Origin of the sequence: Hymenobacter gelipurpurascens (assembly GCF_900187375.1) — a bacterium.
Taxonomy (GTDB): domain Bacteria; phylum Bacteroidota; class Bacteroidia; order Cytophagales; family Hymenobacteraceae; genus Hymenobacter; species Hymenobacter gelipurpurascens.
On the sequence record NZ_FYEW01000001.1, the window covers coordinates 2,752,673 to 2,778,879 of the forward strand.

Here is a 26,207-nt window from a genome sequence, read left to right on the forward strand (position 1 = left end):
ACAGAATAACTAATATTTATCCGATAATGCGGCAGCTGGCATCCTGTATTTCTGTGCTAACGCAACAGTAGGCTCCGCGGTTTTACCCCGCCAGCAGCATCGAGAGTACCCCGGCCAGCATAATCCATTTGCAGACTGCGCTCAGCTGCGCAAAGTGCCGGCGGCGGTCAGCGCGGCGCAGCCTGTAGGCCAGCCAGCTCAACGGTAACAGCACCAATGCCAGCAGCCATAGGCCTAGCCCCCACTGCCTGATTTGCACCATTACCTGCTCTACGCCCAAGAGCAGCACCAGTAAGCAAGCCAGAAAAAAACCGGCTACCCACTTCGTGCGGGCCACTCCCCATACGATAGGCAGGGTCCGGCAGTCGTGCGCGGCATCACCCCGCATGTCTTCCACATCCTTCACTATTTCGCGTACTACCGTCAGCAGGAAAGCGGCCAGCGCATATAGCCACACAGGTTTGCTGCCAGTGCGCAGCTGCAACTCAGGCAGCAGCACCAAGGCAGCCGTAAGGGCTGCGATACTCACATTGCCAACCAACGCCACTCGCTTAAACCGCGCCGAATAGCCCCAGAGCAACAGCGCGGAGCCTAAGTTTACAGCACCTAACAACGGCGACAACGCCCCGCTCACTACCACGCCCAGGCCCGAAAGTAGCACATGGGCCATCATGGCGTGGCGCCGGTTTACGGCCTTGCCCACCACCAGCCGGTCGGGCCGATTGATGGCGTCAATCTTCACATCATAGTAATCGTTGATGATGTAGCCCCCGGCGGCTATACTCAGGGCAGCCAGGGCCATCAGGCCAAACGAAGAGGCCAGGACTTCGCGCCACGGCGCATCTGGCAGTAGCAATGCCTTGCGCACCAGCAGCAGGCACAAGGCCATAATCAGCAGATTGGGCAGCCGGATAAGGTGAGCCAGCTGCCGCAACGGGCCGGGGCTGGCCGTAGTCGGTAGCTCGGGGTGCGTAGGGTCGGAAGCAGCGGCAGACATCAACACACGGATAGAAAATAGAATGAGTGCAAAGATGCACCGCCCTCCCCTACAGGCCTAGCAAGAGCATTCAGATACCTGTTCTGGCCACACCATTGGCCAATAGAAAGCCCCTTCCGATGTCGGGAGGGGCTTTCCTCACTTTTACTGAAAACGTGAGTAGGCGGTTTGCCTATACTTTCTTCACATTCACGGCATTAACACCTTTGCGGCCTTCCTGCGTTTCGAATTCCACGCGGTCGTTTTGCTGCACCTGGCCCCCGTTTAGGCCAGTGATGTGAACGAAGAAATCTTCATTCGTGCCGTCTTCCGTAATGAAGCCGTAGCCCTTCGACTCATTAAAGAATTTTACGGTTCCTGTTTTCATGAAATAAAAAAAATGGTGTGAATGATTGGTGGGTAAATATAGAGGGATTTTGGAAAAGCACAACCCCGCCTTGTAGGGGCGGGGTTGTGCTTTTGGCTAGTGGCCTAGAGTAGATAGTTAACAGCGCTTTACCACGTATTCTGCGTGCGCATCACGTCTTCTATCAGCTCCCGAACGGCACCTTTTCCACCGGTTAAGGTGGTCGTGTAGTTACTGATTTCGCGCACGTCGCGGGCGGCATCGGCGGGGCAGGCGGCCACGGCACACCGGCGCATCACTTCGGCATCGGGTACATCGTCGCCCATGTACGCAATGTGCTCTACTTCCAGGCGGTAGGTGTTGATGTAGTTGTTGAAGATCTTCATCTTATCATCAACGCCCAGGAAAATATCGCGGATATCCAACGACTCCAAGCGCTTGCGCACCCCTTCCTCCTCGCGCCCCGAAATCACGGCAATGCGGTAACCCTTGCGCAAGGCATGCCGAATGGCAAAGCCGTCGCGGATATGAAACGCCCGTGCCTGCTCACCGGAGTTGAAGGCCAGCAGCGTTCCATCGGTCAGCACGCCATCCACATCCAGCACAAAGGTTTTAATAACGGACAAGTCCGGGGCGGTACTCATTGCACTCATAAGCGAAGTAAAATACGAACTGGGCTCAGGCCCTGTAGGCCACTCCTGTGGGCACTAGATGAGCGCCAGGCTTTCTATTGATTATCGCGCCACTCATACACCCACTTGGCCTGGATCTGCTCCAGGTGGCCTTCGGTGGCCTGCTCACGGGTGCCTTCAAAGTTGGGCAGCGTCAGGACCCACTCCAGCAGATCGGTGAAGCGAATGCGGTAGATTTTCGCCTCATTGAATTCGTTGCCGAACTTCTCATACAGCGCCATGGCAATATCCTCATGGTCACTCCACTTAATCGGGGGCTCGAAATGGGCCATATTCTTACGGGTGCGTTAGTAGGTGACAGTTGGCAGAAAGCATGCAGGCTCAGAAGCTATAGCAGCCTCCTGAAGCCTGGCAGCAAACTACAACTGAAAATGATATTAGTGGCCTAGGAAGTTCTGCGGTGGAATCAGCACCACCACATCCTGGTTGCCTTGCATTACGCACTGGCACCCAAGGCGGGAGTTGATGCGAGGGTCTACGGCCCGATCAATGAAATCCTCTTCCTTATCACTGATTTCGGGAAGGTCCTGCTCGCCCTGTAGCACGTAGATATGGCAGGTGCTGCAGCCGCAGACGCCGCCGCAGTTGTGCTGCAGCTGGATGTCGTTGTTGAGGGCAACGTCCAACACTGACTCGCCCTGGGCGGCCACGTGGGTCTGGTCGGGCTGGCCGTCCTGGAATTTGAAGGTGATATTAACGACTTTCACGAGTAGCGCGTTGAACGGGCAAAATGCGGGCACAAAGGTACGTTCCCCTCCCCCCGAATCAAAGCTATAAAGGGTCTAGGTTGTTTTGGGCGGCGCCGGCGGCTTGCTGCTGAATGCTCTCCGACAGCACCTTATACAGCTTCTGCCAACCCGGATAAGCCACTAATGCCGCCTCATGGCGGGCCAGCGTAGGCCTATCGTGGCGGGCGGCGGGGCCGGTTTGCACCGTGAAGGGTGGGTGCGCCAGGGCCTTATCAATGGTTTCGCGCACCAGCGGTGTCAACAGATCCAGGGGCAGGTTTTCATCGGTAAGCAACGCGTGGCTGATGCCCAGCAAATGGTTGGTAAAGTTGCAGGCAAACACGGCGGCTACGTGCAGGCGCAGGCGCTGCCGGGTGTTCACGAGGCGCACATCATGGCTAAGGGAGTGGCCTACCGCCAGCAACTCGGCTTCGCCGGCGGCGTCGGCAGCTTCCACGCACAATGGCACCGTAGGCCAGTCGAGGTGGCGACCGGGGCTGAAGGTTTGGAGCGGATATAGCACGCCGCCCCGTATGCTAGGCCACTCCTCAAACACACTAAGCGGCAGGGCACCAGCCGTGTGTACTACCAGCGCACCATCTGGAAAGCGGGCAGCCGCCAGTACGTCCCGTACTGCTGCATCGGGCACGGCCACTATATACAGATCGGCGGCGGGCAGCGTGGTTGCGTTGGTGGTGGCCGTGGCACCAGGCAGCTGGACCGCTACTGCAGCGGCTGAGGCAGCAGAACGGCTCCATACCTGCACTACCCGATGGCCGGCCTCCTGCAACGCCGGCCCCAGATGTTGCGCTAGGCGGCCAGCACCGAGCAGCACTACTGTTCTGCTTATTGACAATTCAGGAGACATACACCAAATTTGAAACTCATGAAAATTATGACTCCGTATTGAAGATTCATCAGGTTATAATGACGTTATTTATGAATAATTCAACGATCTGAATCAAGGAAGCTGCATGTACTATCAGCTCCAACTCGCCCTACTGTCACTCACATTACTTTTTCTTCGCGCATGAAACACACCTACACAAACAGATTGCTCACACCATGGCGGGGGCTGTTGCTGGCCGCTTTGTTAGGCTTGGGGGCAGGTACCGCCCAAGGGCAAACCCTCAACTTTCCGCTGGCCAGCGCCACGAATGTAGCAGGCACTTACGCCGATCTGGGTACCACTGGCACTGCTATTTCTACACCGAACACCGACGATGCTAACTCTAGCGCACAGTCCATCGGTTTCCCATTTAGCTTCAACGGACAGTCGTTTACGGAGTTTGTGCTGAACACGAACGGCTACATTAAGCTGGGCAACACTGCCCCCGCAGCACCCTATTTCTTCGATACCCAGGTGGCAGCAGCCGGTGGCCCGTTGAACAACACCTCGGAAACTAACCTACTGCTTCCCTTCAATATTGATCTGGAAGCTTCCCCTACGGCGGCGGCAGAATACCGGGTAGCGACTACTGGCACGGCGCCCAACCGCGTGTGCATCATTCAGTGGAAAAACGTCAGCGACAAGGTTTCGGGCACGTTTGGCAAGCAGCTCGGCAGCTTCGAGTTTCAGGTGAAGCTCTACGAAACCATCAACCGGGCGGAGTTCGTGTACGGCACGGCCACGGCAGGCCCGGGTACCGACACATTTAAGTATGTGGCGGTGGGCCTGAAAGGCTCCGGCAATGCCAACAATCAGCTTATCACGGCTGTAAAAGGCTCTACGCAGGCGTGGAGTGGTACCATCTTTACGGGTGCCAACTATACAGCCACCACCAACGCGCACAATATTCGTAAATCTGCCCTGCCTGATGCGGGCCGTACTTACCGCTTCACGCCGCAGCAGGCTAAGGATGCCGCCGTTTCGCTGGTATACACCCTGGGGAAGCTTCCGGTACCTTTTGGTACGCCCCACGTAATACGGGCCTTCATCCGCAATATCGGCCGCGAAGAATTGGTCAATGTTAATATAACGCTTACGGTGACGGGAGCCAACAGCTTCACTAACGTAAAAACGCTGACCTCTCTGCCCGCTGGGGCAGCAGGTACGCTGTCGTTTGATGCGTTTTCCCCTACCGCTACGGGCAACAACAACATCAGTGTAACCATTGCCGACGACGACGACAACCTCAACAACACAGCCACCTTTGTCCAGCAGGTAAATACCACTACTTACGCGTATGCGGATGCTACCAGCCCGGTATCGAATAGTGTTGGCTTAGGCACCGGCTCTGCTATTCTGGCAACGAAATACACCACCAGCGAGCCGCGCACCGTAACGGCAGTTTCAGTACGCCTGGAGGACACTAAAACTGTCGGCAACACGCTGTACGCCGTAGTTTGTGATAAGAATGGCGCCATCATAGGCCGGTCTGCTGACTACGTAGTTACGGCTGCCGATATCTCAAAAACCAAGGTATTCACGTTTGCTGCCCCTCTTTCCGTTGCCATCGGGGACTTTTATACCGGCATTGCGCAAACTGCTAATGCCACTACCGGCTACTTCCCTATCGGGGTTCAGGCCGAGAATCCTACGCGCACAGGTGCCTATTATCTGCTTGATCTGGCCGGTGGCCAGCCAGCCGATGTGGCAGGCAACAACTTAGGCCGTTTGCTTATTGAGGCTACTATGGGTACGCCCCCTACGTGCCCTCCGCCATCTGCCATAACGGTAAGCAGCATTACTTCTACCTCAACCATCGTAAGCTTCACGGGGCCTGCTAACGGCACGGGGTATACTATACTCTACGGCCCTAAAGGCTTTGACCCGAACGCTACCACCGGCGGCACTTCTGTAGCGGCTGCTTCGTCGCCGTTTACGCTGACGGGCCTGAGCGCTTCTACCGAGTACGATTTGTATATCCGGGCCAACTGCGGTGCCGGCGACCTGAGCGCCCTCACTGGCCGGGTTACCTTCACCACGCTTTGCACGCCCCCTATCATCACGGCATTTCCTTACACCGAGAACTTCGATAACGTCCTGGCAGGACAGCCTTTCGCTTGTGGTATTTCAGTAGCCGATATCAACGCCGACAATAACACGTGGGCGTCAGTTGCTTCTACCACTCTCGCGGCATCGACCCCAAATGCCATAATGTACACTTATAACACCACCGATGCTACCAAAGGGGCCGATGACTGGTTCTTTACACCAGCATTGTACCTGCGGGCCGGGTCGCGCTATCAGCTTTCGTTTAAGTACCGCACCAGAGTGGTGGCAGGCATTGCTACTGCCGAGAAGCTGGAAGTGAAATATGGATCGGCCACTACGCCGGCTGGGCAGCCCAACCTGCTGTGGCGGAACGAGAACCTTACCAACACAACCTACCAGAGCACTACCGCCGGCACTGCAGCCGGTCAGGTGATGCCTATCACGCCCGCCGCTGACGGCAACGTGTACATCGGTTTCCACGCGTTCAGCGCCCCCGATCAGTTTGCCGTGCTAGTGGATGATATTGCTATTACCTCAGTCGTAACAGGGGTTTCTGATGCGCTCGTACGTGCTGTCAATGTTTATCCGAACCCTACGGCTGGCGTGTTTACCGTGGAAGTGCGCGGTGCTAATGCTAAAGGTGGCCTAGAGGTAGAGGTAACGAATCTGCTCGGTCAGCGCGTGCACACAGCCAACATCCGCGACAACTTCGAGAATAAAGTCAACCTCTCGAGCCTAGCCAACGGCATGTACACTGTGAAAGTGAAAGCCGGCAACGACTACATGATTCGCCAGATTATCGTGCAGAAATAGCAGCCAGTTTGCATAAAAAAAGGGTCGCCAAATGGCGACCCTTTTTTTATGCATATCCTTCGCTAAAGTGGCCTAGGACTAGAGTAACCTGCCGCACCAAGCCCTTTGTGAACAGTCGGGAACCCCACCTCACACGCCTATACACCACTGAGGTGGCCTACAACTACCGAAAAGTAAACGCCTCACCTAATAACTAGGTGAGGCGTTTACGCTTATGGATTTTTACGAGTCAGGAAACTCTAGGCCACCTGCCGCGACTTTTGAATCGGGCGAGGACGAGGTGTTGCGGCGGCTTCTGGTTGAGCTGGCTGCACCGCTACTTCCACATCACGGCGGCGCTTGTAGAGGGCCATACCAAAGCCTACGGCCATGAGTAGCGTGCCACTCCAGAGTAGGTTGATGAAGGGCTTCTCCATTGCCTTCAGAATGATGTAGTCTTTCTGCGTAGTGCTTACCCCGAACGTAAACTTGCGGTTGTTCGGATCTACGTTTAGGAAGCTCAGGCGCAAGCCCAGGTCTTCTACTTCATCTGGCACGCGGCCAATCATGCGGTTACGAACTACGAATACGGGGTGTACGTGATACTGCTTTTTCTCGCCCGTTACCAGGAAGTCGCCCTGAATGGCTAAGTCGCCTTTGGCCAGGCCTAGGCCAGCCGTTTGGTGCGCTGGCTCTACCCCGCGGAATACCGCAAAGTAGTCGTTCAGGAAAATGGTGTCGCCTACGCTCAGCGTGTGCTCCTGTACTTCGCTCCAGTCCTTCTCCTTATCGGGTGGGGGCACAGCGCTGATGTGCGAATAGATGTCGTGGCCGAGGAACTTCTTGATATCGGGCGAAGCCAGTAGGCCACCCATCTCCTCGTTCACCTGGCCGCGCGGATACAGCACGAAGGTTTCGTCGGTTTTGCGGTCTTTATACTCTACCCGGTAGTAAGTATTCTCGGGCATTATATCGACTGTGTCGCCGGCTTTGTAGTACACTTTGTCGCCGCGCTTGATATCGGCGCGCGCCAGGGCTTTGTACTCATCAGCGGTCTGGAACAGCAGCTGCTTATCCACGTAGCCAGGCACGCCAGGAGCATCAACGTACTGCCCAGTGTAGCTCACATCGTACTTGCCCATGGGAGCCTTATCGTTGCGCCACAGCAACACGTTGTCGCGGTTGGTTTCCTCCGGGAATTCGCGCGAGTAGAGCAGGCCCGATACGTTCTGGGAGATAATGTTGGAATAGCCCGACGAAGCCAGGATACCCAGCAGCATCAGGGCAATGCCCATATGCGCCACGCCGCCTCCCGATAGGCTCACCTTCCGCCGAATCAGCGTCAGGACCATGCTCAGGTTGGCCAGCACCCCAAACAGGCCCGCCGTCAGGAGCGTTATATACGTCAGGTTCATCTTCAACCCGTTGTACTGCACCAGCAGAATTACGAGGGCCGCGCCGAGCAACGACAGGATGCCGGGCACCGTGAGCGAGTTCGTCAAGGATGATTTATCATTCTTCTGCCACCACATGATCTGGGCCAGACCCGAGAAGAAAGCCACGCCCACGCCCATCCAGAGCTGAATTTTGGTGTAGTGCTGAATCTGATCGGCGGGCAACGCCAGGTTTGACTTTACGCCTACGAAGCCTAGAAACGCGTTGTACACCGGAATACTGGTGGTTACCAGCACCTGGAACGCGCCCAGGCACAGCACCGTAGCACCCACAAACACCCACAGCTCAGGGTTATAAGTTGTCAGCTCTTTCGGCGAAATCGGAATCTGCTTCCAGCGGTATATCAACAGAGCAATGGCCAGCACCATGAAAGCCATCATGTAGATAATCAGCTGGCCAGATAGGCCTAGGTCGGTGAAGGAGTGCACGGAGGCATTGCCCAGCACACCGCTGCGGGTCAGGAAGGTGGCGTAGAGTACCAGCAGAAACGTGGTGATAACCAGCACAAACGATGTGCGCAACGCCGTGCGACTACGCTGCCACAGCACCAGGCCGTGCAACGAGGCCACCAGCACCAGCCACGGAATGTACACGGCATTTTCTACCGGGTCCCAGTTCCAGTAGCCCCCGAAATTTAGGGTTTCGTAGGCCCAGTAAGCACCCATCATAATGCCTACGCCCAGCACTAGGCCACCTACCAGCGTCCAGCGCAAGGCCGGGCGCACCCACTTGGTGTACTCGCGTTTCCAGAGGCCCGCAATGGCGAAAGCAAAAGGAACGAGCGTCAGGGCAAAGCCCAAGAACAGTGTGGGCGGGTGAATCACCATCCAGTAGTTCTGGAGCAGGGCATTCAGGCCAGTGCCATCTTTCGGCACAAAGTTGGGGTCGGTCTTGAAGACCGGAATATCGAGGAAGTCGCGCAGCAGAATAAATGGCGATGAGCCAACTTTGACGCCACCGAATACCACGCCCAGAATCATGCTGGTAAGGAACAGCTGCACGCCCGCAAAAATGGCCATCACGGGAGCTTCCCAGCGCTTATTGAAGCGCATGATGATAAAGCCCAGAATTACCTGCCAGAAAATCCAGAGCAGGAAAGATCCCTCCTGCCCTTCCCAGAAGCAGGAAATCATGTAGTACACCGGCAAGTGGTTGCTACTGTGGCTCCACGCGTAGTAATACTCGTAGCGGTGCGTGTATATGATAGTAAACAGGCACGCCACCACGGAGAACACGGCCACACCATGCAGCAGGAAAGCACCCCGACCAATCCGAAGCCAGGAGGCATCAGTTTCGCCCAGAGGCTGGTTGTGGGTCGCCATGAAGTAGGAATACGCCGCTATCGTGGCCGCCACAAAAGCTACGATGACACTCAGGTGTCCGGCGTCGCCGATGAAGGTATTTAGCATGAGAATCGGGGTTCTGCTGTTACTGAGAAGAAGATGGGGCCGGCACCAGTAGCGTCAGCTCATCGGAAGTAGGCGGGTGGCCGGGGCCAATCGTTTGGGTGATGCGCACACGCACCTGCTGCACACCTTGCCGCTGCAAAAGTACAACCGGCAACAGGCTCATTTGCTCAATCTTTTTCTGTTTGATTACTTGGCGGTTACCAACGACGCGTCCAGTGGCCGCATCGGTAGCCACTACGGAGAGTTTCGCCCCGGTTTTATACTGGCCTAGCGGCACGCGCAAGTAGCGCAAAGAGGTGTCGCGCTGCATGGGCAGCAGCTTGCTGTAGGCCACCCAGCGCTGCTGCACCAGCACAGGCGGCTGGTTGTCGGTGGCTTCCGCAACTACTTGGTACAAGTAGCGGCCAGGTTTTGGAAGCGTATCGGTATAGCTGTAGGCCACTACCGGCGCGCCATACGTGCTGCGCGTCACGGGTAGGCTAGTGCGCTCGTGGCTCTTAAATTCTGCCGCTTCCCGGCGAATCACGCGGAACCGGCTGGTAGTAGCGGCTGAGTCAGGCAACGTCCAGCGCAACGCCACGAGTGGGCTGACTGCAGCTGGCGCACTGCCCGCGCTGAGTGCGGGCATGGCCGGTATGCCGTGTGGCTGGTCGCTGAGGGTAAGCTGAAAAGAACAATAGTCGTGCAGGTAGCCATCCACATTCAGCATATAACGCTGCCCAGCGCGGAGCTCTTCCAGCGCCACGAATACATCGTCCTGGCTGCCCAACGAAGTGCACGATAAGACCTGATAGGTTTTCGGCTGACACGGCTCTCCCGTCAGAACCACCAGTTGTACACCGCGCGTATCACGGCACTGTTGCCCACTGATATTCACGAAGTAACGGCCGGTTACGGTCGGTGTCACCTCAAACCACTGATCGTTGTGGTACTCAATGCACTTGCCGGTCAGGCGCTCATCAACGCACTGGCGTTGCACGGTGCAGCCCGCGGTAGATGAGGTGATGGTTTCTCCGGTGTGCACCACCCGACGGCGTTCAATGTCGTCGTTGGCCACCTGGGCGTGTAGGCCACTGGCGGTCAGCAACCAGAAAAATAGGCCTAGTAAGGCGCCGTAGGAACTTGGGCGGTTTCCCGCGCCATCAACTCCCCACATGTGCCACTGGCCTACCTCCATTGCGCGCTCGTCTGGTCCTAGTTAACCGACGCCGTAGCGCCTTTTATATCCTTCTCCACATACTTGGAAGGGCATTTCAGCAGGATTTTGTCGGCCACGAACACGTTGTTGCGCATGGCTCCCGTAATCACCACCTGCTCCGACTTGTCGAAGTCCTGGGGCTTAGGGTTGAAATAGACCACACGCTGCGCAATGCGATTGGTATCTACTAAGGTGAAAGCGAAGTAGTTGGGATCCAGGGTGGGGTTATATTCCAGCCCCATGATATTCTGCTGGCCATCACGGGGTAAACGGCCTACCACGTGTACTTTGGTCAGGTTGCCTTCGGCGGCCCGCTCGCGAGCTTCGCCAAAGGAAACGTAGACGCTGGCATCGCCGGCGGCGCTCATGATAATGCCAATAGCCACGGCAATGACGGTAATGGCGAGGATGTGTGCTTTTTTCATGTTTGGTGCAACAGGACGGTCCTAGTAGGGGCCGGTAATCGGAACAACAAATAGTGCAGCAAAGGTCCACAGAAACCGGCTGCGCAGAAATGATTTATATCAGCTCTTGGGCATTGCGCTGGCGACCAACAGAGGTCTACTCTTTCACCTCTTTCTCTAGGCGGCTCAGTTTCCGGTCCAGAGAAATCAGAAAGAACAACAGGCCCGCCAGCACTACCGTAATCACGGCCACTACCACATAAATCTTCCCATCGTGGCGGAGAGCATCGGCCATTTCGGGTTCGTTGGAAGCAGTAGTTTGCGCCACGGCGTGCAGCGCGGGCAAGAGCAACGCAAGCAGGAAGAGCAGCGCCGGGCGCAGCTTAGGCAAGCTGTTTTTCATACACTTTCAGTTTGAGCAGGGAAAGACGGCTAGCCACCTGAGCTAGCCAGAAGGCGAGCAATGTCCAGCCGATTACGGCCGGATAGAATACCAGCCGCATATTATCATCGAGGTCGTACTTAGCGAAAGCCGGGTTGCCGCCCGCGCCGGGGTGCAAAGAATCCGTTAGGCGCGGCAGAATATAGAACAACGGCATGGCCGTGGCAAAAGCGAAGATGTTGTAGATGGCCGAGATACGAGCCCGCTGCTGCTCATCGGTAAAGGAAGAGCGCAAAACCAGGTAAGCGCCGTAAATCAGCATGGCAATGGCCGCGCCGTTAAGCTTGGGGTCGTTGGTCCACCAGGCGCCCCAGGTGTAGCGGGCCCAGATGCTGCCGGTAGCCAAGCCGACAACGCCCATCAGAATGCCGGTGCGCGCCGCCTCATGGGCCAGAATATCCAGCGCCGGCGTAGGGGTGCGCAGGTAGCGCACCGAGTAGTACACGGAGGCAACTAGAATAGCCGTCATCCCGAACCACATGGGCACGTGGAAGTACAAATTGCGAATGCTCTCGTTGAGGATGGCCAGCCGGGGCACCGGCATCAGAAGCCCCGCCACCGCTACATAGAGTAGCAATACCACGGCCAGCGCTTTCCACCAGTTGTTTTTCATGAGAAGCTAGAAGTTAAAAGGCCGAAATCAAGTTCAATTGCTGCTTGCTTCTGCGTGTATTGAGAGTACAACAAGCCGGTAAAACATGTTATCTCGGGCCGCCAAAAATATTTCAGCCTCCTCGTATTATTCCATAGCCCTTGTCTCATAGCCACTTGCATTAGCTGCGCCACAAAAAAGGAAACAACAGGTACGAGACGGCCCCGACAATCATGTTGAGTGCCACCAGCGTGAGCAAGGAGCTTTGGCTGGCCTCGAACTCTAGGCCATCCAGGGCATTCTTAGAGACTTTTATCAGGAGCAGCAACATGGGCACCATCAGCGGGAAGCCCAACACAGCCATCAGGGTGCTGCTATTGGTGGCTTTGGCTGCAATGCCCGATACCAGCGTGAGGGTACTGGCAAAGCCTACTGCGCCAAGCAACACATTGCCCACAAACAATGAAACGTTTTGAACAGGATTGCCGAGTACCAGCGCGTAGAAGGCAAAAGCGACCAGCGCTAGGCCTAGCAGTAGCAAAGCGTTGTAGCTAATTTTAGCCAATATCACGGCTTGGGGACGCACTACTGTATAATAGTATAGCATGCGGCCACGGCTCTCCTGCAGAAACCCTTTTGCCACGGCATTCACGGCCGAAAACAGCAATACAATCCAGAACAGGGCATTCCAGGCTGGGGCCGGGAGCTGGCCGCCGCGCAACGAGAAGCTTAAGTAGCACACGAACACCGTGCTGCCCACGTAGAGCAGCATGCCATTAAGGGCAGCACGCTGCCGCCACTCCAGGCGGAAGTCCTTTTGCATCAAATACCAAATCTCGCGGAGGAGCTGCACGGCAACAGGGCTGGTGAACAGGACCGCAAAGATACAACCCAACTCCCGGATTAGCGGCCCCTGACCCCGGAATAGCACAACCGTCTTTCGGGAATGCCCGTTTAAAGCCGATTTAACGCAAAAAGACCTTCAGCAGGCTGCTGAAGGTCTTTGTAGGAAGCCAAGCTTATCTACTAGGGTTAGAAATCGTAGCCCAGCGTTACGTAAATTTTGGGGCCTTTTTCTGTGTAATCTTCTCGACCCCAGGCCACATCGCCTTTCAGGTAGAAACCCAATACCGTGCTGCGTAGGCCAGCACCGTACCCGTAGAGCAGGGGGTTCCGGAAGTTCACGACGGTTGCAGTGAAGGGGTTGCCGGCGCCGCCCGTTACCTGGGTGTTAAAAGAGTTGTTCTCATTGAAAGGATTGGAGCCCGCATACGTGGTACCCATGTCGCCGAAAGCCGTGATCTGTAGGTTGCGCAGGAAGCCCGACTCTACCGGTTTGCGCGAGAGGTACTGGATGATGGGCAGGCGCAGCTCAGAGTTGAACAGAAGGTACTTAGGACCGGTCCGCTTGCTGTAGTCGAAGCCGCGCAGGTTGGTCACGAACTGCTGGTAGAACACCTGCGTAGGATCGTCCGCGTCGTTGGGTACGGCGAGCTGTTGGCCATCGTATCGGTCGTTCTTCAGCCAGTTGTCCATTCCGCCCAGACGGAATTGGGGCTGGATATTGCCCCCCCCGATAAACTGCCCGAAGCTGGCCCGATTGGCCCATATCAGCTGGCGGTGGATTTTCTGGTAATGGCGCAGGTCAACGAATATCTTCCCAAAATTTGGGGAGCCCCCGTCTAGGCCATTCAGCTGAGTGAAGCCCACTTTCATGCGGGTGCCTTCCAGCATATTTACGCCGGTAGCAATGGAGTTGTCAAACACCAGTTCGCCGGACCCGCCCAGGTAGCTGCTGTTTACATCTTCGCTGTTGCTGAGGTCACCGAACACCTGCTTGCTTACATTCACGAAGCGAGGTCCCACTCGTACGCTCAGGTTGTGCGTGAGCGGGTAGGCTATGGTTGGGGATACGTCATGCCGGGCGTACCGAGTTAGTGCCAGCGTCGGCAGGTCGAAGAAGTAGGCCTGTTTCTGATAGGTCAGGCTCCAGTCATAGCGCTTCTTCAGATTGGTGTAGCTGGCAAATATGTTACTGGTGCGCAAATCGGTGAGGGCAAAGATGCCCGCCTGAATCCGGTGGTCCTCAAATAGGTCGGCCATATTGACCTGGGCAATGACCCCGATACCTAGCAACGGGTCGGCATACAGCGACGAAACCACGTTATCGATGCTGAAGCGCGTATCGTAGCGGAAGGGGCCATTTAGTCCGGTATTCTCCGAGGGCGCCGCCTGTGGCAGAGCAACTACCGTAGCAGGCCTAGAGCGCTTAGGCGCACTGCCCCGCGAAGCCGGAATATCCTCGTCGAACTCGTAGTCGCTGGTGTTTACCCGGCCATCCGTACGGCGCGGTGCCTGGGTGGGCTGGCCGCCCTCGTTCTGCTGGTTTTGCTCCTGCGCATTGGCAATGGTTGGAGCTGTAGGGCTAGGGGCCGGAACGGCACCCGCCGGCGCCGGCTTAGAACGGTCTTCAAGGGTTTCCTGACGAGCCGTTTTAAAAACTGTCAGGTTGTCGGGCAGCGTGTAATTGGGGTAGAGATATACGAAATCGCGGGCTTCGTCGGCCGCAATGAAGCCCAGCGTACCGCTGGTAGCATTGTAGTCGAAGTTCTTGATGTTGGGCAGGAAGCTTGTAACGGGCCGGTACTGCTTGGTGGCCAACGAAAGCCGGAACAAACTGCGCACGCCGCTTTCTTCCCCAATAAACAGCACTTCCGTATCGGAGATAGGCCTAGGCCTGCCTTCGTTGGAAATGGTGCTCACCAAACCCTCTACCGGTTGGGCGCGCCCATCGAGGTGGTACAGGAACAGGTCGTAGTTGTTGACGATGGTTGCGAAGCTGCCCCGCGCGGTACCGGCCGAATCGAGCCAGCGGTTGGAGCTGAACACTACGCCTTCCCCATTGGGCAGGAAAGCGGGCTCTACATCATCAAAAACGTCGTTCGTGATTCGCTCGGGGGTCCGGCTGCCGGCCCGGAGCAGGTAGAGGTCCGTCTGCCCGTTGCGCACACCGCTAAATACTAAGGCCTTGCCATCGGGCGAATAACTCAGGTCGTTTATCTGCGAATAAGGAGAGAAGAGGGAGGTGGCTTTGCCGAAGGTGGGCAGCAACGATTTTACCCGATCCGCCATGCTACCTAGGCCACCATTGGCCTCGCGCAATTGCAGGGTCATGTCGCCCTTGTACATTTCGGCTACGGCTACCTGCCCGTTGCCGCGCCAGGCCAAGACCGGCAGGCGCGTCTCCACTTCCTGGTCGGGGGTTTTGTAGCCGCCCCGATGAATAATGTCGCGGCCTTTGCCGTCTTTATTGACCACTATCACGCGGTAGCGGCCCCGGTCGTTTTGCACGTAGGCCAGTCGCTGACCATTGGGGCTCAGCACGGCCTGCGAATACAGCACGCCCTTGCGGTTGTTGCGGGCCAGGCGGCGGGCCTCCTCAGGCTCCTGATAAGGCGTCTGGGGCTGGGCGTTGAGCTGGCGGTAATAGTTCAGCCAATCCTTCAGGAATACCTTGTAGGGCACATTCAGCGAGGAGCTGATCCCGACTTCCACATCGCGCGTGATGCGTGTCAGGTTCAGAATGTTCTGGATGCTGGTGTAGCCGTAGCGCTCCGCAATGTAGTTCCAGATGCTCTGGCCAGCCAGCGTGGGGTTGCGCAGGAAGAACGGAGCGGTTTTGGTGCCTTCGTGCGCCTTGGTCATGGTGCGCATGTAGTCGTCCATCTCCACGCTCCAGCCCTCGGAAGCATACGCCGAGGCGCCACTGACAAACCAATTGGGCAGCTGCAGCAAATAGCTGCTCTGAATGACTTCTTTCAGCGAGCCACCATACATCATATCATTGAGCAAGACCTGCGTAATGCGGTTGCTCAAATCTTGCTTGAAGCGGGTCTGCTGGCCCTCGAAGGCAATCTGCACCTTCGTCATGCGGGTCAGAGAGGTTTCGCCGCCAGTCTGGTACTTGTCAGAATCCAGCCCAATGTTGCTCTGCCGCAGGTCGCCCACGGAGTTGTAGAGCATGAGCGTAGTTTTGGAATACGGGTAGTATCCAATCAGGCCCGTAATGCGCTGCAGCTCCTTTTCGGCGTACTCGGCCGCGTGCCGGGCGTTTTGCTCGCCGCCGGCATAATAATAGATGGTGAAGTTCTGGGTGCTCAGCTGCAGCCAGTCGAAATCCTTATACTGAATCCGGACGCGGCCAAAGGGCTCCTGAGCCGTTTGGGCCAGGGCCACGCTACCCGGAAGCAGAAAACCCAGCAGCAACACCGCTAGGCCAGCCGGCCGGCTATAGCCGCGCCGTGATAGTAAGGACAAGTGCTTCATATACAAAAGCTAAAACGCTACTAGCGAGAACCAGAAGAGCCGGCGCCAGCTGCAGCCAGCACCGTATTATATAACGCAGAATACCGCCGGATATTGACCTCGGGCCAGAGCTCGGTGCCATTTTCCAAAAAGTCGGCCATAAGGTTGGCCAGCCGCGGCGCCATCATAACACCTTTAGAACCAAAACCGTTAAACATATGCACTTCCGGCCGCGCTGGATGGGTTCCCAGCAGCGGTTTCCGGTCGCGCACCGCAGGCCTTACACCAGCGCGCTGCTCCGTGATACGGAACGGCTCGCTCGTCATGGCTTCTAGGCGCTGGCTTAGCTCCTGCTGGGCATCGTCGGTGATGCCCGCCGCGAAGGGTGGCCAGCGGTAGGTGGCGCCCACCCGAAACTGCCCGTTGCCGAGCGGTACCACGTAGGCCCCTTTATTCAGAACATATTCATCGGAGAGACCGTGACATTCCACGTTCAGCACCTCGCCCTGGTTGGGGGTGAGGGGCAGCCAGTGAAAATACGGGTTTTGAACGGCTGCAGCTCCTTCACAGCACACAACGTGTTGCGCCTGCACGCGGTTGGCGTACTGTAGGCCACTGCCGCCGTCTGGAGCCGGAACAAGCTGCTCCCAGGCAAAAGTTTCGTGCTGCAGCCAGCCTTCCCGAATTCCTTCGGCAGCCAGCGCGGCCAGTACTTCCCGTACCAGCACGTGCCCGCCGCGCTGAATGCGTAGGCCACCAAATTCCTGCTTCAGGCCCCGTACAGCGGGTAAAGGCGCATCAGCATCCTGCACAAAGTTTCCCCACGGATTATCGGCGCTGCGGGCCAGCACGGTGTTCTGCTCCGCCACCGAGGAAAACAGCTTTAGAATGGGCGCTTCATAGAAAAACGTTTGGCCGAAGCGGGTTTCCAGCTCTTGGTAAAACTGCACAGCGGCCGGCATCAACTCCTCGGCCCGCCAGGCCAGCGCGTAGCGCTTGCCTGCCACGGGGTTCATCAGGCCCGCCGCCACATTGGAGGCTGAATCGGGCTGGGGCGTATCCAGCACGAGCACGCTCCTGCCGCGCCGCCGCAGCTCCTGCGCCAAGGTAGCGCCCGCAATGCCATGCCCGATAATGAGGTAGTCCACACGTATCATGGGCAGCAAGGTAAGCGAGGTTGACGGAACTCTCTTGTGCTCCGCTGCAAAACCGTTGGTGCAGCGCGTAAACTACGTATGGCCTCACTTCCGTAACTTACCCGCTTCATTCTGCCTGGACTCCGCTAGGCCTGTTCTACTTCGCTTATGACCGTTTCCGGATTCACCTTCAACGCGTTTTCCGAAAATACTTACCTGCTGCATGATACCACCGGCCAGTGCGTGGTCATCGACCCCGGCTGCTACGAGCGGGCCGAGCAAGAGGCCTTGCGCTCTTTTATTGCCGAAAGTGGCCTAGAGGTGGTATTGCTGCTCAATACCCATTGCCACATCGACCATGTATTCGGCAACAAATTCATTCTGGATACCTATCAGGTGCCGTTTCTGATTCATGAAGCCGACCTGAGCACCTTGCGCGCCGTGCCCAGCTACGCCCCCAACTACGGCTTTCCACGCTTCGAAAGCGCCGAGCCGACCGGCTTCCTGACACCCGCTGAGCCGGTGCGTTTCGGTGAGACGGAGCTGGAAGTGCGTTTTGCACCGGGCCATGCCCCCGGCCATGTGGTATTTTATCATGAGCCCACCAAAACCGTTATTGGCGGCGACGTGCTGTTCCAAGGCAGCATCGGCCGCACCGACCTGCCCGGCGGCGACTACGCAACGCTCATCGAGAGCATCCGGACGCAACTCCTGACGCTGCCCGACGATGTGACAGTGTATCCCGGTCATGGCCCCGCTACTACTATTGGCGCCGAGCGACGTTCCAACCCCTTCCTGAACTAGCCACTCACTGCGTAGGCCACTTCCTCTGTTGATTTATCCTTTTCGATTTCTTACTTGAAAAAGCATCTTCCTAACGCCCTCACTTGCCTCAATCTGTTCTGTGGCTGTCTGGCGCTGAGCTTTATTTTCGGCACTCCTGCTCCTGAGGCTCAACCTACCTCGGCCTACTGGCTCCCGCTGGTGCAGGCAGCCTACCTGATAGGCCTAGCCGCCGTGGCCGACTTTTTCGATGGGCTGGTAGCCCGGGCGCTGCACGTCTCCTCCCCCATTGGCAAAGACCTGGACTCCTTGGCCGATATGGTTTCGTTTGGGGTGGTGCCGGGCGCTATCCTGTTCAAGCTTCTGCAAACCTCGTTGCCGGAAGTTGGCCTGCCGACCTGGATGGCCTACAGCGCATTCATTGTGTCAATCTTCTCGGCCTTGCGTCTGGCCAAGTTCAACAACGATACCCGCCAGTCCGATTCTTTCATCGGCTTGCCCACACCGGCTTGCACTCTGCTGGTAGCCGCGCTGCCGCTTATTCTGCATCAGGATTCCTTTGGCCTCACTTCCATCATCCTGAACCCCTGGATTCTGCTGGCTCTGACACTAGTTTTGTCGGGTCTGCTGGTGGCGGAGCTGCCGCTGTTTGCTCTTAAGTTTAAGAACCTGCGCTGGCAGGATAATTCCCTCCGGTTTATCTTTCTGCTACTGAGCTTGGGGCTGCTAATAGGCCTAGGCTACGTCGCCATTCCGCTGATCATTCTGCTGTATGTGGGGCTTTCTATTCTGAAGCCAGCCGGGGCCTAATATTTACTTTCTGCCATTCACAATATTTGCGAAGGCGGTCAGTTAAGATTTCGCATTACTACTGAACCGTGGCCCCATTTGGCCTGTTGGCAACTACACGCTCTGGTATTCTATTTTCACTGAGTATGAGTCCTTTCTATGCGCCTTTTTACTAACTGGATGTTGGCCTGCCTGGCCATTCTAGGGTTAGTGGCTCCGGCGGTGGCTCAAACAGCGGAGCAGGTAGTCCAGGGCACCATCACATGGAACGGTTCGGTAAGCCTGCTGCTGCGGGGGCAGCAGCGCCTCGTGCCCACGTTTCAGGAAGCGGTATACCGCTCCGGCGACCAAGTGGGCACCTATCAGCGCCGCCTCGATGGCAATATTGCGGAAGGCCAGTTGCGCGATGCCGTGTACGCACCCCTCACCCCGCTCGAAGCTCGTCAGCTGGATCTGGCTTCGCTGCCAACCGCGCCCGTTGTTGCTATGTTCCATGGCACGGAGCAGCGACGCGCCATTACCGTCTTCACGTTGCAGCCCCTGCGGCGAAATCCACAGACTGGCCAAGCCGAAAAGCTGACTTCGTTTTCCTACGCTTACACGCTTAGCACCGACGCCCGGCGAGATATCCAGGCTCGCACGTATGCGCGTGCTTCGGTATTGAGCACAGGCGAGTGGTTTAAGATTGGGGTTCCTGCAAGTGGCCTATACAAGTTGGACAAGACCACTTTGCAGGCGCTAGGCCTCAACGCGCAAAGCCTCGACCCGGCTCGCCTGCGCCTCTTCGGCAATGCCATGGGTACCCTGCCGCAAGCCAACAGTACCTACCGCCCCGATGACCTGGCCGAAAATGACATTCAGTTTGTGGGAGATGCCAACGCTTCTCTTGAGGACAATGAGTACTTTCTGTTCTACGCCCGGGGCCCGCACACGTGGCGCCAGGACGGAAATAATCAACGGTTTCGGCACCAGCTTAACCCGTACACCGATACAGCCTACTATTTCCTGAATGTAGGCCCTACTATTGGGCGCCGGGTAGCACCGGCTCCTGTCGTGAATGGGGTAGCATCTGCGCGCATCAGCACTTTCACCGACCGTCAGTTCTACGAGCGGGAACTGATTAATCTCCTAAAGTCGGGCCGGGTGTGGCTGGGCGAAGAGTTTACGGGCGGCACCCAAAACAGCTTTTCGTTTCCCGTTACGGATCTGGTTCCGGGCTCCTCAGCTCAGGTAACCAGCTCCGTTGCTGCTGTATCTTCTAGTGCTTCGGTTTTTCAGATTGCCATAAACTCCCAATCCCCCACTAGTCAGGTGGTCAGTGGCATCAACAACTACCCCGGCTCCTACCCAGAAATAGCCAACACGAGTCTTTCCACTTTCTCGTACACCATCCCGGCCACTGCCCCCACCCAACTTCAGGTGGGACTTACCTACAACGGCGGCTCCGACCCCAAAGCGCTGGGCCGGCTCGATTATCTGGAGCTGAACCTGCAACGGCAACTTCGCTTCTCGGGTGGCCTACTGGAGTTTCGCTCCCTGCAAAATATCCGCGCCAACGCCATCAGTCAGTTTGACTTGACGAACGCGACCAACGCCACCGTCTGGGACGTCACAAACCCACGTAAGCCGGCCGCCATTACCCTCAACGCAGGCAGCTTTCTGGCCCGCACCGATACATTACGGGAGTTTGTTGCTTTCATGCCTAGTAGCGCTTTCCCTACGCCTCGTGGTTTTGGCCGGGTAGCTGCCCAGAACCTACATGCCCTGAATCTGGACAGCAAGCTGGATCTGGTTATCGTTACGCATCCCACGTTCTTAGCTCAGGCCGAGCAGTTAGCGGCTCACCGCCGTCAGCACGATGGACTAACGGCGCAGGTTGTTACCACCACGCAGGTTTACAATGAGTTTAGCTCGGGCGGCCAGGACGTAACAGCCATCCGCGACCTGATGAAGATGGTGTACGACCGCTCAGGAGGCAGTCGGCAACTGTATCTGCTGCTTTTCGGCGATGCTTCCTACGACTATAAATCAGACCCCACGAACGATAAAGCTCAGCTTCCCGCGTGGTGGAGCGAGCGGCTCCCAGCTCAAGGCGACCGAATTGCTCAGAACTATGTGCCGGTTTACGAGTCAGAAGAAAGCTTCGACCCGGTGCAGGGCAGCCGGCCTGGTGGCCTAGGGGTAAGCTACTCTTCCGACGATTACTTTGGCCTGCTTGATGATAACGAGGGCGCCTGGCTGCCGGGCTCCAACTCCGATGCACTGGATATCGGTATTGGCCGCCTGCCCGTCCGTTCTCCTGCGGGCCAATACGGCAATACGGAAATGGCGAGCTTGGTAGTAAACAAGCTCAAGACTTATGATGCCACCGCCTCTTATGGCAAATGGCGCAATCGTCTCACGTTTGTGGCTGATGATGGCGACTACGACCTGTTCACGACACAAGGAGCAGAGCCGTTGGCTAACACCGTTGAATCCACCCAGCCCGATTACAACGTACGGAAAGTATACCTGGACATGTACCCCCAGACTAACCTTTCGGCGGGCCAACGCTCACCGGTTGCCGAGAAGGCAATTGATGAGTCCTTCGAACAAGGCTCGTTGCTGATTACGTATGTAGGCCACGGTGGCCCAAGCTTGTGGGCTGATGAACAGATCCTGACCTCGGCCTCGGTGCTACGCCTGCAGAACGCCAATCGGCTGACCTTTCTCTTTACCGGCACCTGCGACTTCAGCACCTACGATAATCCGGAACTGACCTCGGCGGGGGAGCTGTCCTTGACGGATACCGAAGGAGGCGCTGTAGGCCTATTCACTACGACACGCGTTGTTTACGCGAACAACAATCAGTTTTTGGCAACAGAATTCCTGAATGATGTGCTGCGCCGCCGCCCCAACGGTACCATGCCTCGCCTCGGCGACATCATCCGCATGGCCAAAAACGCCGCGATGGCCGGCGACGGCAACCGCAACTACGCGCTTCTCGGCGACCCATCCATGCGACTGGCCTACCCCGAGCAGCAAGTAGTGGCTACGGAAATCAACGGCCATGCTATTACCGCTTCAAAAATTGATACCCTTGCGGCTCTAAGCCCGGTGGCACTACGCGGGGAAGTACGCAAAAACGGCCAGCGCAATACCAGCTTCACCGGAAAGGCGCAGGTAACAGTCTATGAAAAGCCCGCTGTTGTTACGACTCTCGGCGATGACCCCAGAGATAAGCGCCTGCCTATTTCTGTTCGGGAAAATATCATTTACGACGGCCAGGCTACCGTCACGAACGGTCAGTTTACGGCCAATTTTGTAGTACCCAAGGATATAAATTATAGCCTAGGCCTAGGCAAAATCAGCTTGTATGCTGCCGACGAAAGCCAGCGGCAGGATGCCCACGGCTCGCGTTTGGTCCCGGTGGGCGGTGCCTCCAGTTCTGCTCTGCTTGATACCATTCCGCCCGATATCCGGCTGTTCATGGATAACGAGCAGTTTGTGTTTGGTGGCCTAACAGATACCTCCACCACGCTCATTGCACAACTGCGGGATGATAGTGGCATTAACACTGCAGGCTCAGGCATAGGCCACGATCTTACTGCTACATTAGATAACGACATCACCAAAATCACTATCCTGAACACGTTTTACACGTCGGCCCTAAATGACTTTAAGTCAGGCCAGGTCAAGTATCTGTTCAAAAACCTAACGCCGGGCCCACACGTCTTGCACGTGAAAGCGTGGGATACGTACAATAATTCCTCCGAGAAGAACATTGAGTTTATCGCAGCCTCCTCCAGCAAGCTTGCGCTGAAGCACGTGCTCAACTACCCTAATCCATTTTCTACCGCTACCACTTTCCACTTCGACCACAACCGCAGTGGTGAAGAGCTAGAAATTCAGGTGCAGATATTTACTGTATCGGGGAGGCTGGTGCGTACGTTACAAGGCTCCAGTCTTGGTGCCAGCGGCGCACACATCTCTTCCATCAGCTGGGATGGCCGCGACGAATACCACGACCAGCTAGCACGCGGCGTGTACATCTATCGTGTCAGCGTTCGGGCACAACGCGATGGAGCTACCGCTTCTAAGTATGAAAAACTTGTCATCCTCAACTAAAACTGTGGCTTTTCGCCTACCTTCCGCCCCTACTTTTCTTCTGTCTATGAATTTGACGAAGCTGCCCTTGCGTTTTGCGCTTCTCCCAGGCCTACTGGCCGTCGCGGCTACCTCCCATGCCCAGGACCTGCCCAATGTTATTACGACTGCAGTTCCTATCCTCACCATAAGCCCAGACGCGCGTTCTGCCGCTTTAGGAGAGAGTGGTGTAGCTATCAGCCCCGATGCCAATGCAGGCTACTACAATCCGGGTAAGCTGGGCTTTGTGCGGTACAAGTACAGCTTCTCGCCTTCTTATACTCCCTGGCAGCCTGGCCTGACCAACGATATGGGACTGGCCTACCTAGGGTCCACCTTCAAAATTGGGGAGCGTTCGGCTTTGTCAGCCACGCTGATGTACTTCGATTTGGGCAGTATAGAATTTCGAGATGCGAATAACAACTCGAATGGCACCTTCAATCCCAAAGAATATTCTTTTGCAGTCGGCTATGGCCTGAAGCTGAGCGACAATTTTGGCGTAGGCATTAATGCCCGCTATATCCGCTCTAACCTTACCAGTGGTGTTGTAGACACTAAACCAGGTAATTCAGTAGCGGTTGATTTGGGTGCATACTATAACACCGACCTGAGCATTGGGGCTGGCCAATATAACCTAGGCCTAGGCGCTGCTATTTCCAACATTGGCAATAAGATGTCATATACAGAGGCAGACCAACCCGATTTCCTGCCGATGAACCTGAAGTTGGGTACTGCTATTACCAAAGAACTGGATGCCTACAATAAGCTTACACTGTCCTTCGATGTTAACAAGCTGCTAGTTCCAACGCCCTACTATGAAAACGGAGTTGCCATAAACGACCCCAGAATCATGGCTGAGAACGATAAGCGTGCTCAAAAGGGTGTTGTGAGTGCAATGCTTGGTTCTTTTAGCGATGCGCCAGGTGGCTTCAGTGAAGAGCTAAAAGAAATCAACCTTTCGACTGGCCTAGAGTACACCTATAATGACTTGCTAATGGCTCGTGTAGGCTACTTCTATGAGAACCCGAAGAAAGGTGACCGTAACTACCTGAGCTTTGGAGCTGGTTTGCGCTATAACGTACTAGGCGTTGATGCTGCTTACCTGGTTCCAAACCAGCAGAACAACCCCTTAGCTAACACCATCCGTATTTCCCTACACTTTAATGTCAATGCGCTCGAAGAAGCCTTTGGCAGTTCAGATGTAGCCCCGACCAACTAAACCTTTCTGAATGCTCGACCGTAAAGTCGCTCCTCCCGTTCAGCCGCTGGCCAGCGTAACGCTGCCCGCGGCTGACGTGTTTTCGCTCCCTAATGGAGCCCGCTTGCATATCCTTCGCAACGATGCACAACCAGTTATTCGTTTGCAGGCTGTATTCCGCGCGGGCAAATGGTATGAGCCTGGCGCAGGCATATCCCTGCTGACTACTCGTATGCTACTGGAAGGCACTCGTACGCGCTCCGCCAGACAGATTGCTGATGAAGTAGCGTTCTATGGTGCTTCACTCGAATGTGAACAAGGTTTTGATCGTGCAACGCTTACGTTGTATTGCTTGAGCCGCCATCTAGAAAAGCTACTTCCCCTCTTTCTGGATGTAATTGCAGAGCCTACATTCCCTGAGTTGGAGCTAGGCCAGTTGAAGGCCCGAACCATCCAGAATGTACGCATTGAGCGACAGAAGACAAGCTACCTGGCAGCAGAGCAGTTCTCTCGGAATCTGTATGGGCCGAGTTATCCCTACGGCATCGTGTTCGATGAGAAGTCGTTTGGAGAGGTTTCAGCACATGAACTTCGGGAGTTCCATAGCAGAACATACCAGCTCACAACAGCAGAAATTTTCCTGTGCGGAGATATAGCACCCTCACATGAACAATTGCTGCAACAGACACTAGGAGCAACAGCACTACAAAAACCAGTCTATATCGCTCCACATTCAATTGCTGCCGTAAGTGAGCCAGCTATCGACTATGTTACAGTTCCTGGAAGCCTGCAATCATCATTGCGTATTGGACGGCTCTGGCCCTCTTCCAATCACCCGGATACGCACCAGCTCCAAGTATTAGTAAAAGTACTAGGGGGCTACTTTGGCTCCCGCTTGATGAAAAATATCCGAGAGGATAAAGGCCTTACCTACGGAATTTACTCTAGCATCGGCCCACGAGAGCATGGCACAAGCTTCGTAATAGGATCTGATGTAAACGCCAATAGCGCTGATGCTGCTATAAAAGAAGTGCACCATGAGCTACGCCTTCTACAACAAGAGCTGATTCCCGCTGACGAGCTGCAGACGGTCAAAAACTATATGACCGGTAAATTCGCAAATGAGTTGAGCACTGTATTCGAACAATGTGATAAGTACAAAAGCATCGTATTTTTCGATTTACCCTCAACTTTCTATTCTGACTTCTTATCACAGATAAGTAATGTCGACGCTAGCACCTTGCGCAATTTAGCGCAAGAGTACTTTTCGCCGGAACAAATGATAGAAGTAGTATCAGGTCCAAATAAATAGAGTAAGACAACTCATAACACACAAAAGAGGCCCTAGCACGTGCCAGGGCCTCTTTTGTCTGTTACGCATTTTAATGTTCTGGACTCTTTTTACCTTCACCCACCGCTTAAAGTGAAGACAAGAGAACATATCATAGACTTACAAAAGAAGAAACCCGCCAACGGCTGATGGCAAGTAGCCGGGCCACTTCGCGGAAGCAGCAAGAAGTCCCACTGATGACCTCGCCTAGTGTCCGGCGTTACTCAGTACCGCGACGAGTAAGTCTCTACAGACGCGGTGACATGAGACGTCCAGCCATGCTGGTGAATATCGTCCGAAGCCAGCTCTGGGAGTACGGCAGTTTTAGCCCATAATAGGACATATGCCGAAACAGGACTGAGAGGAAGTATATAAACGACAACGAGCTGCCTCCGTCGGGGGCATCGCCTACCCGGGGGGGGAGGGACACACACCACAAGGGGGCAGCTCGGTGCACTAGTAAGGTTGGCGGCGACCTACTCTCCCGCCGGTGAAGGCAGTACCATGGGCGCTCCGGGGCTTAACGACTCTGTTCGGAATGGGAAGAG

At 55.8% G+C, this 26,207-nt stretch carries 20 protein-coding genes and 1 rRNA gene; 6 read left to right on the top strand and 15 right to left on the bottom strand.

The features are described 5' to 3' along the window. Positions 1-82: 82 nt before the first annotated feature. From CFT68_RS11730 to CFT68_RS11755, 6 genes are all read right to left on the bottom strand, one after another. Positions 83-997, bottom strand: a complete 915-nt coding sequence (locus CFT68_RS11730) for a geranylgeranylglycerol-phosphate geranylgeranyltransferase (protein WP_245815352.1) — start codon at positions 995-997, stop codon at positions 83-85. A 172-nt stretch (positions 998-1,169) separates the two neighbouring features. Next, complete coding sequence (locus CFT68_RS11735) at positions 1,170-1,364, bottom strand: cold-shock protein (RefSeq protein WP_088843597.1); 195 nt, start codon at positions 1,362-1,364, stop codon at positions 1,170-1,172. 128 nt (positions 1,365-1,492) lie between these two features. Next, entirely contained in the window at positions 1,493-1,996 is a 504-nt protein-coding gene (locus CFT68_RS11740) for a KdsC family phosphatase (RefSeq protein ID WP_317044104.1), read from the bottom strand. A 74-nt stretch (positions 1,997-2,070) separates the two neighbouring features. Then, complete coding sequence (iscX, locus tag CFT68_RS11745; RefSeq protein ID WP_088843599.1) at positions 2,071-2,307, bottom strand: Fe-S cluster assembly protein IscX; 237 nt, start codon at positions 2,305-2,307, stop codon at positions 2,071-2,073. A 105-nt stretch (positions 2,308-2,412) separates the two neighbouring features. Continuing rightward, a complete protein-coding gene (locus CFT68_RS11750; protein WP_245815353.1) occupies positions 2,413-2,775 on the bottom strand; it encodes a 2Fe-2S iron-sulfur cluster-binding protein in 363 nt (120 codons plus the stop codon). Positions 2,776-2,806: 31 nt separating this feature from the next. Continuing rightward, positions 2,807-3,631 carry a Rossmann-like and DUF2520 domain-containing protein gene (locus CFT68_RS11755; protein ID WP_088843601.1) on the bottom strand — a complete coding sequence of 275 codons (825 nt, stop codon included), beginning with the start codon at positions 3,629-3,631 and terminating at the stop codon, positions 2,807-2,809. A 162-nt stretch (positions 3,632-3,793) separates the two neighbouring features. Between CFT68_RS11755 and CFT68_RS11760 the strand changes: the two genes are divergently transcribed. Continuing rightward, the gene (locus CFT68_RS11760; RefSeq protein ID WP_088843602.1) at positions 3,794-6,514 is read left to right on the top strand and encodes a T9SS type A sorting domain-containing protein; all 2,721 of its coding nucleotides are present in this window, start codon (positions 3,794-3,796) and stop codon (positions 6,512-6,514) included. 239 nt (positions 6,515-6,753) lie between these two features. Here the strand turns inward: CFT68_RS11760 and ccsA are convergent, their stop codons facing one another. The 8 genes from ccsA to CFT68_RS11800 form a co-directional block, all read right to left on the bottom strand. Continuing rightward, positions 6,754-9,357 (bottom strand): cytochrome c biogenesis protein CcsA, encoded by a 2,604-nt coding sequence (gene ccsA / locus CFT68_RS11765; RefSeq protein ID WP_088843603.1) that lies wholly within the window; start codon positions 9,355-9,357, stop codon positions 6,754-6,756. Positions 9,358-9,376: 19 nt separating this feature from the next. Beyond that, positions 9,377-10,513 (bottom strand): hypothetical protein, encoded by a 1,137-nt coding sequence (locus tag CFT68_RS11770; protein ID WP_141106534.1) that lies wholly within the window; start codon positions 10,511-10,513, stop codon positions 9,377-9,379. A 38-nt stretch (positions 10,514-10,551) separates the two neighbouring features. Continuing rightward, a complete protein-coding gene (locus CFT68_RS11775) occupies positions 10,552-10,980 on the bottom strand; it encodes a cytochrome c maturation protein CcmE domain-containing protein (RefSeq protein ID WP_088843605.1) in 429 nt (142 codons plus the stop codon). 136 nt (positions 10,981-11,116) lie between these two features. Further along, entirely contained in the window at positions 11,117-11,362 is a 246-nt protein-coding gene (locus CFT68_RS11780) for a CcmD family protein (protein ID WP_088843606.1), read from the bottom strand. Further along, positions 11,343-12,014 carry a cytochrome c biogenesis protein gene (locus tag CFT68_RS11785; protein ID WP_088843607.1) on the bottom strand — a complete coding sequence of 224 codons (672 nt, stop codon included), beginning with the start codon at positions 12,012-12,014 and terminating at the stop codon, positions 11,343-11,345. Before CFT68_RS11785 ends, CFT68_RS11780 begins: the two co-directional genes overlap by 20 nt. 160 nt (positions 12,015-12,174) lie before the next feature. After that, positions 12,175-12,816 carry a heme exporter protein CcmB gene (locus tag CFT68_RS11790; RefSeq protein WP_088843608.1) on the bottom strand — a complete coding sequence of 214 codons (642 nt, stop codon included), beginning with the start codon at positions 12,814-12,816 and terminating at the stop codon, positions 12,175-12,177. 209 nt (positions 12,817-13,025) lie between these two features. Continuing rightward, positions 13,026-16,319 (bottom strand): TolB-like translocation protein, encoded by a 3,294-nt coding sequence (locus tag CFT68_RS11795; RefSeq protein ID WP_088843609.1) that lies wholly within the window; start codon positions 16,317-16,319, stop codon positions 13,026-13,028. A 20-nt stretch (positions 16,320-16,339) separates the two neighbouring features. Beyond that, positions 16,340-17,455, bottom strand: coding sequence for an NAD(P)/FAD-dependent oxidoreductase (locus CFT68_RS11800; protein WP_088843610.1), 1,116 nt, complete (start codon positions 17,453-17,455; stop codon positions 16,340-16,342). Between the two features lie 147 nt (positions 17,456-17,602). On the opposite strand from CFT68_RS11800, the gene CFT68_RS11805 reads away from it, so the two are divergent. From CFT68_RS11805 to CFT68_RS11825, 5 genes are all read left to right on the top strand, one after another. Further along, positions 17,603-18,238, top strand: coding sequence for an MBL fold metallo-hydrolase (locus tag CFT68_RS11805; RefSeq protein ID WP_088843611.1), 636 nt, complete (start codon positions 17,603-17,605; stop codon positions 18,236-18,238). 54 nt (positions 18,239-18,292) lie between these two features. Continuing rightward, positions 18,293-19,027, top strand: coding sequence for a CDP-alcohol phosphatidyltransferase family protein (locus tag CFT68_RS11810; protein WP_088843612.1), 735 nt, complete (start codon positions 18,293-18,295; stop codon positions 19,025-19,027). Between the two features lie 138 nt (positions 19,028-19,165). Beyond that, positions 19,166-23,113 carry a type IX secretion system sortase PorU gene (gene porU, locus CFT68_RS11815; protein ID WP_088843613.1) on the top strand — a complete coding sequence of 1,316 codons (3,948 nt, stop codon included), beginning with the start codon at positions 19,166-19,168 and terminating at the stop codon, positions 23,111-23,113. 46 nt (positions 23,114-23,159) lie between these two features. Further along, positions 23,160-24,350: a type IX secretion system outer membrane channel protein PorV gene (porV, locus tag CFT68_RS11820; protein WP_088843614.1), complete on the top strand. Its 1,191-nt coding sequence runs from the start codon at positions 23,160-23,162 to the stop codon at positions 24,348-24,350. A gap of 10 nt (positions 24,351-24,360) precedes the next feature. Further along, positions 24,361-25,641 (top strand): M16 family metallopeptidase, encoded by a 1,281-nt coding sequence (locus tag CFT68_RS11825; protein ID WP_088843615.1) that lies wholly within the window; start codon positions 24,361-24,363, stop codon positions 25,639-25,641. A gap of 481 nt (positions 25,642-26,122) precedes the next feature. Here CFT68_RS11825 and rrf read toward each other — a convergent pair. Further along, positions 26,123-26,207: ribosomal RNA gene (rrf, locus tag CFT68_RS22490) — 5S ribosomal RNA — on the bottom strand; the annotation flags it as partial.